The 10042-nt window shown below is 68.4% G+C and carries 11 protein-coding genes; 1 reads left to right on the top strand and 10 read right to left on the bottom strand.

What is annotated here, in order from left to right; all coding sequences use genetic code 11:
- Positions 1-105: 105 nt before the first annotated feature.
- Entirely contained in the window at positions 106-621 is a 516-nt protein-coding gene (locus tag ITI46_RS01160) for a WXG100 family type VII secretion target (protein ID WP_209237242.1), read from the bottom strand.
- Positions 622-810: 189 nt separating this feature from the next.
- Here ITI46_RS01160 and ITI46_RS01155 point away from each other — a divergent pair, with 189 nt between their 5' ends.
- On the top strand, positions 811-1434 hold the full coding sequence (locus ITI46_RS01155; RefSeq protein ID WP_209237241.1) for a hypothetical protein: 624 nt from the start codon (positions 811-813) through the stop codon (positions 1432-1434).
- A gap of 101 nt (positions 1435-1535) precedes the next feature.
- On the opposite strand, the gene ITI46_RS01150 is transcribed toward ITI46_RS01155, so the two are convergent.
- From ITI46_RS01150 to ITI46_RS01110, 9 genes are all read right to left on the bottom strand, one after another.
- On the bottom strand, positions 1536-1877 hold the full coding sequence (locus tag ITI46_RS01150) for a WXG100 family type VII secretion target (protein ID WP_209237239.1): 342 nt from the start codon (positions 1875-1877) through the stop codon (positions 1536-1538).
- A gap of 43 nt (positions 1878-1920) precedes the next feature.
- Positions 1921-4707: a right-handed parallel beta-helix repeat-containing protein gene (locus ITI46_RS01145; protein ID WP_209237237.1), complete on the bottom strand. Its 2787-nt coding sequence runs from the start codon at positions 4705-4707 to the stop codon at positions 1921-1923.
- A gap of 40 nt (positions 4708-4747) precedes the next feature.
- Entirely contained in the window at positions 4748-6094 is a 1347-nt protein-coding gene (locus tag ITI46_RS01140) for an EsaB/YukD family protein (RefSeq protein WP_209237235.1), read from the bottom strand.
- Between the two features lie 78 nt (positions 6095-6172).
- Positions 6173-6487 carry a WXG100 family type VII secretion target gene (locus ITI46_RS01135; protein WP_209237233.1) on the bottom strand — a complete coding sequence of 105 codons (315 nt, stop codon included), beginning with the start codon at positions 6485-6487 and terminating at the stop codon, positions 6173-6175.
- A gap of 47 nt (positions 6488-6534) precedes the next feature.
- The gene (locus tag ITI46_RS01130; protein WP_209237231.1) at positions 6535-6945 is read right to left on the bottom strand and encodes a WXG100 family type VII secretion target; all 411 of its coding nucleotides are present in this window, start codon (positions 6943-6945) and stop codon (positions 6535-6537) included.
- Between the two features lie 445 nt (positions 6946-7390).
- The gene (locus ITI46_RS01125; RefSeq protein ID WP_209237229.1) at positions 7391-7942 is read right to left on the bottom strand and encodes a TetR/AcrR family transcriptional regulator; all 552 of its coding nucleotides are present in this window, start codon (positions 7940-7942) and stop codon (positions 7391-7393) included.
- 363 nt (positions 7943-8305) lie between these two features.
- On the bottom strand, positions 8306-8548 hold the full coding sequence (locus tag ITI46_RS01120) for a hypothetical protein (protein WP_209237227.1): 243 nt from the start codon (positions 8546-8548) through the stop codon (positions 8306-8308).
- 444 nt (positions 8549-8992) lie between these two features.
- Positions 8993-9448, bottom strand: a complete 456-nt coding sequence (locus ITI46_RS01115) for an EamA family transporter (protein WP_307808010.1) — start codon at positions 9446-9448, stop codon at positions 8993-8995.
- Positions 9449-9468: 20 nt separating this feature from the next.
- Entirely contained in the window at positions 9469-9825 is a 357-nt protein-coding gene (locus ITI46_RS01110; protein ID WP_209237223.1) for a DMT family transporter, read from the bottom strand.
- Between the last annotated feature and the right edge of the window lie 217 nt (positions 9826-10042).

The following is a 10042-nucleotide window of genomic DNA, read 5'->3' as shown; positions in this document are numbered from 1 at the left end:
GGGGGGAGGGGTGATACGGACGGGGCGGTGGAAAGCGGTTCGACTCATGGGTGCCGTATGCCTAAGAACGGGTCCGGGGAGTGGGGGTGTATACCTTGCGCGGCGTCAGACATTTGGATAGTCGGTGAAAATCGCAGACTTCTTCGCGTCGTCCTGGTCCTCCAGCGGCGGTGTTTCACCCTGGAGCATCGTCAACATCTTCTGGTATGTCTCGTCGGGATTCGGCGTACCCTGCGACAAATACTCGGCCGTTGCCTGGTTGATGTCCTGCTTCATCAGGGTGAACAGCAGCCTGTCGAAGATATCGGCCGCACCGTTCTCTACTTCGGCGTAATTTTTGGCGGCGTTGTGGACGGCGTTGGCGAGTGCGCTCAGGACGCCGGTGTCGGGCTTGTCCTTGGTCCCGAAAAGCTCCCCGAAGACCCGCTCCCATTCGTCGCTGATCTCTTGCTGCCGCTGGGCGGACTTGCCTCGCCACTCCAGACGCAGCGCGGACAGGGTGTCGCTGATACGGCCGAGCGCATCACTGATCTCCTGTCCCGTGGTGACGAGACGATCCTTCTTGGATTTAAGGTCGTTGGGTGCGATATGGAGAGTCGCGTAGTCGTAATCAGCGCACACGGCTTTTCACCGGCTCCTTTCCGCGGGCGCCCTTCGGGCGGATGATTTTCGAGGCGATTTTCTTCCTGCGGCGTACTGACATCGCCCGTCGAATCTGATACACGTAATTGAGGCACGGTGCCGGGCTTTATTCACAGGGCGCCGGGCCGGAAACCTGGTCCCGGAGACGACGAACTGAGAGTGGGAGAAATGACAGAGCGCATTGATTCGGAGTACGACGAGCATCCGCTCGAACCGCCGCCGGACGACGAGAAGGAGGACGCCGAGGGGGGCGACAGCGCCGACGATTTTCCCGACAAGGACAAGGACTTCTCCGACAGCGTCCCGGAGGTGTCGGTCGAGTGGACCGAACCGCCGAGCTTCAACAACGATCCCCCGAAGGTGGGAGGAGGGACGGGCGACGGCGACACGGCCATACCGCCGGCGAACGCCTTCTACATCAGCCTGAGCAGCATGCGGACGGCCGAGGAGAGCATGCTGTCCGACGCCCGCACCGCCGTGAGCAAGTACGAGGAACTGCGTCAGAACGTCGCGGCGAACAAGGACACGGTCTTCGGCCAGGAGCTCCAGGGCGGGCACTCCACCGTCGACGGCGAGGGGAAGATGCACGCCTACACCTACGACTCGCAGTGGGCGGAACCCGCCAAGGAGTTCGCCTCCGTCATCAACCCGATCCAGCAGAAGGTGCTCGCGCAGATAGCCAGCGTCCTGCAGGCCACCGGCGAGTACATCGCGACCCTCAACGCTGTGGGGCAGATGTACGCGAAAGCCGACCGGAAGTCGGTCTTCCCGGATCCCCCCGCGAACAAGTGACAGCTCCGGGAGGCGGCCGGGCACCGCGGCCGGCCGCCTCCCGTGTGCCGGGGGGCACTTCACCGAGGCCGGCACAGCAATGACGGGCGCGCCGGCGGCGGTCACGCCGACCCTCCGGGCGGCGGAGGCCCTTCGGGCGTGACGTTGCCGAAGTTGGCCTGCTCCGCCGCGTGATAGTTGTCGTAGGACGACTGGAGCCGCCGGATGATCTCGTCGAGCATCTCCCCCAGGTCGGTCTGGGTGGTGTCGAACCAGGTTTTCATCGGGTGGAATGTGTTGTGGGCCGGCCCCGACCAGGCGTCGCCCAGACTGTTCATGATCTTGCGGACGGCCGACATGTTGTCCGTGATCTCGGTCTTGATGGTGGAGATCGTGCCGATGGCTTCGTTCAGCTGCTTCAGGTCGATCCTGAACTGCTCGATGGTGTAGCCGGAGTCGCTCAACTCCTCCCCCTCCTCGTGCTCGTCGTGCTTCCAGCGGTCGTCTTCACAGCGCGTCCTCCGGGGGGAGGTCCTGCGGCAGCAGGGTGGTCAGTACCTCGGCCCCGGAGGACCCGAGGTCGAGGGGGTCGAGCCCAGCCAGATCGGTGCCGGCGACCCGCTGGGCGTGCCGCTCGGTCATCAGCTGGAACACCTGCCGTGCGCTGCGGCCATTGCCGAACCGCTCGCCGCGCGGAACGGCGTCGAAGTAGTCGTGCAGGGCCTGCGCCGTCTCGGGTGAGAAGCGGTACTGGTGGCTGTCGGCCTGGTGCTGGACGATGCGCACCAGCTCCTCGGAGGAGTAGTCCTCGAAGGTGAGAGTGCGGGTGAACCGGGACGCGAGGCCCGCGTTGGAGTCGAGGAAGCGCCGCATGTCGCCGGGGTAGCCGGCCACGATGACCACCACCGCGTCCCTGAAGTCCTCCATCAGCTTCACCAGCGTCGAGACGGCCTCGGTGCCGAAGTCGTTGCCGTAGCCGTGCGGCACCAGCGAGTACGCCTCGTCGATGAAGAGCACACCGCCCAGCGCCCGCCGGAAGACCGCCGTGGTCTTGGGCGCCGTATGCCCCACGAACTCGCCGACCAGGTCGCCCCGGTCGGCCTCGACCAGGTGGCCGCGTTCCAGCAGCCCGAGTGCCGCCAGGAAGCCGCCGTAGAGCCGGGCGACGGTGGTCTTGCCGGTGCCGGGGTTGCCCTCGAAGACCAGATGCCGGTTCAGCGGCGGCGGCGAAAGTCCCGCATCCTGGCGGACCTTGACCATCTGCATCAGCTTCGTCAGCGTCACGATGTCGCGTTTGACGCCGTCGAGACCGACGAGCCGGTCCAGCTCGGCATGCAGCTCGCGGAGCTTGTCCTCGGCGGTCTCGGCGTCGTCCGCCGCTTCGCCGCCGTCGCCGGGCCCCATGCCTGTGCCGTTCGCGCCGGCGGCACCGGCCGCGGCGGCCGCGACAGCGCCGCCCTTCGGCTGCGGACCGGAGCCGTCCAGCTCAGGAAGCTGAGCGTCGTCCACGCCCTCGCACACACAGCCCTCGGCCAGGACCTCGGCCTCCTCGTCCCGCAACAGGTCCTGTTCGGTGCCGCTGACCGTGCAACGCCGCAGCACGGGCCGCGACTTGGCGCCCGCGTAGACGGCGGGGAAGCGGCTGCCGGAGAGGTGGCAGTCCTCGTAGGTGCCCTCGCCGCGCTCCTCGACGAACAGGCCGTTCTTCGCGGCGTCCGCCACGGTCGTGCCGCGTATCCGGGGCCGCGCTCCCGCCCGTACGACGATGCCGCTGCCCGCCGGCTCGCGTATCGCACCGCCTTCGACAGCCGCCGTGCTGTCCGCGTCCAGCGTCATTCCGGAGGAGCCGGCGCGGGTCACCGTCAGGTTCTCCAACTGGCCGCCGGTGCCGGGGCCGATCTCGACACCGACGCCGGTGACATCGCTGATCAGGCAGTCGACGAGCAGCGGCCGGTGCGTGGTGGCCAGCCGGACCCCCACCCTGGTGGCGCTGATGCGGCAGTCGCGCAGCACCGCATCCCCGCCGTCGACGCAGACGCCGGCCAGTTCGGTGTCGCGGGTTTCGCAGTCGGTGGCGAGCAGTTCGGCGCGGGCGGTGGCGCGCAGCCCGTGCTCGGGGGTGCCGGTGGCCGAGCAGCCGGTGAGCTGGGCGCGGGCGCTGCCGCCCAGATGTACGGCCGTGAAGGCGGTGTCCTTGAACTCGCAGTCGGCGGCGGTCAGTTCCGCGTTCTCGACGGCATAGACGCCGTTCGCCCCCGTGCGGGCGAACGTGGACTCGTCGGCTGCGGTGGCGGCGTCGCCGAACAGCACCAGCGCGCTGTCCTCACTGTCGACAGCGCGCACCTTCGTCAGCCGGAGTCCGCTGGAGCCGGTCGCGACCACGCAGGCACCGCTGGTGTGGTGGATATGGCAGTTGTCGAGCAGTGCCGCGCTGTCGGAGTCGGCCAGCACACCGGCGCCCGCGGTGCGGAAGATCTCGCAGTTGCGCAGCCGGACACCGAAGGACCCCTCCTCCGGCACGGTGCCCGCGGGTATCCGCGCGGGCACCGTGTCGACCGGCTCACCGGCGCCCGTCCGTACCGCGAGACGCCCCGCGGAGCCGCGCAGCCGCAGCCCCTGGGCGCCCGATTCATGCAGACGGCACTCGCGCAGCACCGCACCGGCCCGGCTCTCCGCCTGGACCGCGGCATAGGTGCTGCGCCTGACCTCGCAGCGGGTGAGCGTCGCCTGTGCCGCTCCGCCGAGCCACACACCGCGCCCTTCGGTCTCGTCGATCACCGTCTCGGTCAGCTCAAGGCGCGCCTCGTCGTCGGCGACAACGCCGTCACCGGCGCTGGAGCGGATGTCGCAGCTCTCCAATGTGGTGCGGCTGGTGCCGGTGAGCCGTACCGAGGCCAGCTCGGCGCCCCGTACGGAACAGCCGGTCAGCGTCGCTGCCGCGCTCTCCGAGACCTCGATACGGCCGCCGTTGACGGTGCAGTCCCGCAGCACCGGTTCGCCGGCCCGCAGCCGCACCGCCGCCTCGCGCGGGGAGGACGCCTCGAAGGAGAGGCCTCGCACCTCGGGCCTGCCGCCGTGTGCGGTCAGGGCCGGCCCACGCGCCGCGACGACCCGGACCGTACCGGGGCCCTTCTCGGCGACGAGCGAGATGTCCTTGTCGATGACGACGCTCTCCCGGTACGTGCCGGCGCGTACGGTGATGACCGAGCCGGGGGCCGCGTCGCGCACCGCCACACCGATCGACCGGTGAGCGCCCCAACTGCCCGGCGCCACCCACTGTTTGGCCGCCTTCACGGTTCCGGCTCCCGCGCCGTACGGCCGGTCAGGGGGCCGCTCACATCGAGCTCCCCGCACTGGCCAGCCGCTCGAAGACGCCGAAGACCCCGACCGCGAGCGGCACACACACCACGATGAAGAAGCTCGCCCAGGTGCTCAGCCACCTGGGCCGGTCGGCGAACGTGCCCGGCCGCGCGACCGCACGGAACGCCATCCCGAGCCCCCACGCCGCCAGCACCAGCCCCGCCGCGAACACCGCCAGCCCCGCCGAAGCGCCGGTGGGAGACATGACCTCCGGCACGCGCATGGCCAGCGCTGTCAGCCCGAGGGCGGCGACAGCCAGTTGGGGTCCCACGACGGACAGCAGCCGCGAGGCGCCGGCGTCCAGCAGCAGCGCCACCGAAGCACAGCCCAGCAGACCGAGTGCATAGGCGTCGCGGGAGACCGCGAGGGCCACAAGTGAGCCGGCCAGCGCGGTGCAGAAGAGGACGGTGAGGAACGTCAGCAGCAGATTTCCACGGCGGACCGCCGCTGCCACCTCCTCGCTCTCGGTCGTCCCGCGCGCTCCGCTGTCGCCGGGCGCGATAACGGCGATCTGGCTGGTGATCCGCGGCAGCGCCCGGATCAGCGGAAGCAGCGCTGCGGTGGTCACAGCGGCGGCACCCGTACGGTCGGCGCCGAGCACCGACAGCGGTACCACCAGCACCATGGCGAGCGTGGTGACGAGTTGTAGTACGACGGTGGAGATCGCGGGCAGCGCGACCAGTCCCGCAAGCGCGCCGGCCGTGGCGCTCACGGAGGTGGCGACGGGGGTGGCGACCTCGCCGTGCAAGGGGCCGCCCAGCCCGGCGAAGGCCAGCAACGGGCAGGCGGCCAGCGCCATCACCTGGCGCATGGCCGCAGACACCGGCCACGACTTGCGGGTGGCGTACCAGGCGGTCAGCGCGGAACCGAGACCGGCCACCCAGAACAGCACGGAGCCCAGACCGGCCTCCTGCCGTACGGCGAGAGTCCCGGCGGCGACCGCGCAGGCGCCCAGCCCGGCGGCGACGACGGCCTGTGCCCGGTGGCGGGCGCCCCAGCTCGCGCTGTCCTCGTTCGCGGCGGCGATCTGATCGTCGAGATCGGTGACGGTGAGGTCGTAGTTCTCCTCGGCGCGGCAGTCCCGCAGATAGAGCACCGTGCCGTCCAGCACCCCCGCCTCCTCCAGGGAGTCGCCGGGGGCGAAAGGGGCGGCCTCGGCCGTGGCCAGTGACCACACCGCAGGCAGCGCCTCGGACTCCTCGGCGCCGCACATTCCGGCGAGCCTGGGGGCGTACTCGGCGATGGGAGTCCGTGTGGGCAGTGCCAGGTCGACGCTCTTACGCCCACCGATCACGGTGACCCGGCAACGTTCATCGGACAACGGGGTTCGTCCTTGTCCCGGCCCCCCTGCCTTTTCCCCGCACATACGCGGTCGGGAGGGAAGCCGAAGAGAAATTGTTCAGTGCTTCCAGGTCGACACGTTCGACCACTCGGCTTCGCTGTAGTTGCTCCAGTTCACGTTCATGGCGTGCGCGATGCGGCCGAGTACGCCGTCCGGGCCGAAGAGTCCGTGGGCGGCCAGGTCCCACTCGTTCTGCAGGTCCTGGTAGTACGTGGCTGCCTGGCTCTGCTTCCATGCGTCTGCGAGCGGCGCCAACTGGCCCTTCAGCGCCAGGAGTTCATCGCTGATGTGGCCGGCGCGGCCGTTGAGCCAGCTGCCCGCGGCGCCCAGTCCTTCGCCGACGTAGATCTGCGAACCGTCGATGTTGGCCATGTGTGCTCGTGCTCCTCGCGTCAGGGTCGGTCCGTGGATTACGGAGGTCAGGAGAAGTCGGCGACGGGCCGTACGGATTTGACATGGTCCGGTTCGCTCACGATGTTGCTGCCGCTCGGGGGCCGTGGCACGTCCTCGCCCAGCCGCAGGAGATTGGCGAGGTTCTGCTCCTCGGACTCCTTGTAGTTCACGTAGTTGCCGCGAAGTCCCTGCGAAATGCCGTACAGCGCGTCGTGCAGCATGCGGGCGTACGTGTCGTATTCCTGCATCAGAATCTGGAACTGGTTGTGGGCGATGCCCTGCCAGTCGGCTTCCAGACTCAGGACGTAGTTCTTGATCTGGGCGAGTTCTCTGGCCAGGTTGTCCGCGGTGGTTTGGGCGTTCGTCGAGGCGGTGGACAGATATTCCGGAGTCACCCGGTACTGCACACCACCGACGCTGATGGACTGGTCGCCCATGGGGATACACCTCCATCCGGCCGATGCGGGCCGCAGTGGTTCTGAGCAGTGAGCGCGGTCGGAAGACCGCCGCTTGGGAGAACGGTGTCCGGGGGCGCTTCCTGCGGTTGTGAGCTGCTCGCCCGCCGAACGGCACGGCGCCAACCGGGATCTGACTTCCCGTCCCCCCAACGTTCAGGGGTCCAGGTTAGGCCACAGGTATTGACTACACAAGGCATGCATCGAATTGATGCCGGGCGCGTGCGACCGCGTCACGATCCCGGTGGGGGCTCTCCTCGACAGCGGCATGCGACAGCGGCATGCGGCAGTACCGTCGCGTCGCACGCAAAGCACGCCAACCTTGGCCGGCCTGGCCGGCGCCGACCGACTGTGACGGCACCCGCCGCGCATCTCGCAGATGTTCGGGGCGATGTTCGGGATGCCGGGCTATGAGCGAAGGCCCCGGCTAATCCTCTGTGAGCATGCAGCGGGCTTGGCGCCTGAGCGCCTTCTCCGCGTCGTCGTAGGTCCACTTGCAGTCGACGACGAGGGCCCGCCAAGCGGCCAGCCCGAAGCAGAACCACAGCCTGTCCGCGACGCCTTGGACCTCGAAGCGTGGGGCGACAAGGCCCTTGCGGACGATCTCCTCCGCGGCCTCCCGCAACGCGCGACGGTACCGGGTGATCACGTCCTGCCACGCTTCACGCGCACCGTCGTCGCTGGCCGCTGCCGAGTACAGAAGGTCGATCACGGACTGAGCGCGTTCATAGTCGGCGCGGGCGCCGCGTGCCACCAGTGCGATGGCCGACTCAAGGCTGGATGCGTCGCCCAGTTGCTCGAGCGCCGCGGTGGTCTGGAAGCCGGCCATGTCGGAGTCGATCAGCGCATGCAGCAGGTCAACCTTCGTCCCCACACTGGCATAGACCGTCTTCACGGCTGTTCCGGCAGTGCGCGCGATTTCGGACATGGTGACCCGCGCATAGCCGCGTGCGATGAACAAATCGCGAGCGGTCTGCAAGATCTCCTGCTGGGTTCGCCTCGCTTCCCGCTCGCGCCGCGGAGAGTGGTAAGGCCGACGCGACTCTGACATCCCATGAGGTTAACCCAAGCGAGGTCTCGAGCACGCTCGGTCACAGCAGGGTGACGAGGTGTCGACCAGGCCCTGGCCGGCCCCGGTTCGCCTTCCCGAGAGCTGCACCTGTCAGGCGATCGCCCCGGGCCGGGTGGCCGGGAACGCGGCGGGAAAGAGAAAGGAGTCCGCCCGAGCACGGCGCCGGCCGGACGACCGGGTAGCCGGTGCTCGGGCAAACCCTTCTGCTGAAGCCCTATACCGTCAGGGCTCTACTGTGCTGAGTACCGATGAGCCCGGTGAGAGGGAGTCTCAGTACCAATTGAAGTAGTACTTGCCGTTGGACAGCTTCGTGCAGGTGTAGCCGGTGAGCGCGCCCTGCTGCGCCATGGTGTTGCCGTACGTCTGGCACGCCTGCAGGCTTCCGTCTCCGATCACGCCCTCACGGGGTGTGAAGTCGCCGGCCGAGGCCGCGCCCGCGCCGAACAGGGAGATCCCCACCGCGACCGCCAGGCTGCCGGCCGCGACCGCGGCCTTCCGCTTTATGCTGTGCATTTTTCTCCAAACGTTGTTCTTTACCTGAGTCCGCCATGTGGCACCGCAATCGCCGGGTGTTGCCCAAAAGGAACCGACAGAGCGGCTGGAAAGAGCCAGGGAACCAATGCGCGCGCATGGGCAGCACCCGGCCGGACGGGAACATCAGCGGGGCAAGCTGAATAGCACAAGTGCGGCTACGTGCCCGATGCGAGGCAGCAACGCCTCCCCGCCGACGGGCCACTGGGCCGGCTTGGTCCCGACGCTGTCGCGTCGCCTTCAGCTCAATCCACAGTCAAGCACGGAGCAAAGCCCTTTTCAATAGCGGAAATTGAGACCTGAGAGGTTCTCCGAAGAGTTCATCGGAACAACTCGGATGTAGCACGTCAGCCGACTCGGTTTCGGGCTCCCCAAGCCCTTCGACAATCAAAAAGCAAGAACAATGCAATGAAGCAGACGGGCGGATCACTCGCGGGGGCCCGACGCAAGTACAGGGTGTCGAATGCGCCGGCGCCGTGGGGGGTGAGCGTCAGGCTGCGGCAGTGCTCTCTTGCGGTGCCGGCCGCGCCGGGTCTGCTCGCCGTCGCCGTTCGTCAACACGACCGTGACGCCGACGATGATGAGCAGGAGCCCGGGCATGGTCGCGGGCTCGATGCCCTGCCCCATGAGCCACCATGCAGCGAGCGCTGCGATCGGAGTCTCCAGCAGGAGGAAGACACTCATCGTCGTCGCCGAAGCGCGGCCGAGGGCGAAGTTCAACGAGCCCAGTCCCAGCAGCTGAGGCAGGAGAAGCAAGCCGAGCAACGACAGCTGTGTGGACTGGTCGAAGCCGGTGAGCGGGATGCCGGCCAGCCAGCAGACGGCGAGGAGTTCCAGCCCACAGACCAGGGAAGTGACCACTGAGTACAGGGGGGTGCTCACGTCCGTGCGTGCCTTCTGGCTCAGGGCTGTGTACCCGGCCAGCGCAGCCCTAGCCATGTTCGGCGTGCGACCGGTACTCCCTGACCTGCGTCGATGAGGGCCTGCCAGATCGGCTGGGTGGCCACAAGCGCCGTGGACATTGCCACGGTGGACATCCGCGTACTCGTCATGAAGGTCGCGAAGTGCAGCGCGAGCGATGTGGCGGCCAGAAAGCCGCGGGCCAGGGGCCGCCACTGCTCGTGCCGCAGCAGTCCGCGTTCACCGCGGGCGACGCGCGCCACCTCGCGGTGGCGCCGCACCAGCAGGAGGAACGGCCCGAGCGTGGCGAAGCCAAGGGCGTTGCGCCAGAAGGCGACCACGGTGACCACCATCGCCACAAAGGCCAGTCGATCGGGGGTCGCTCGGGGGTGCTTCGTACTCTCCGAGGGCGAGGGCTTGGGCATTGCGAGACCATCTGTGTGGAATGGAGTGAAGCTGTCGACCGACAACGCGTCCGGTTCCTTGGTGGCACGCCGACGCTGACGCGACCTCGGCGGTCAGGTCGGCTATGGGCGCCGAAAGCACCGGGCGGTGCGGAGGGACCCGGCGCGGCGG

Origin of the sequence: Streptomyces oryzae (assembly GCF_017676365.1) — a bacterium.
In the GTDB taxonomy this organism is placed as follows: domain Bacteria; phylum Actinomycetota; class Actinomycetes; order Streptomycetales; family Streptomycetaceae; genus Streptomyces; species Streptomyces oryzae.
The sequence above is the reverse complement of the archived record's forward strand: the minus strand, read 5'-3'. Positions and strand labels throughout refer to the sequence as shown.

Bases quoted from the DNA above. Each gene is read 5' to 3' on its own strand.
- ITI46_RS01155 (WP_209237241.1), top strand. From the start codon at position 811: ATGACAGAGCGCATTGATTCGGAGTACGACGAGCATCCGCTCGAACCG.
- ITI46_RS01135 (WP_209237233.1), bottom strand. From the start codon at position 6,487: ATGGCCAACATCGACGGTTCGCAGATCTACGTCGGCGAAGGACTGGGC.
- ITI46_RS01130 (WP_209237231.1), bottom strand. From the start codon at position 6,945: ATGGGCGACCAGTCCATCAGCGTCGGTGGTGTGCAGTACCGGGTGACT.
- ITI46_RS01120 (WP_209237227.1), bottom strand. From the start codon at position 8,548: ATGCACAGCATAAAGCGGAAGGCCGCGGTCGCGGCCGGCAGCCTGGCG.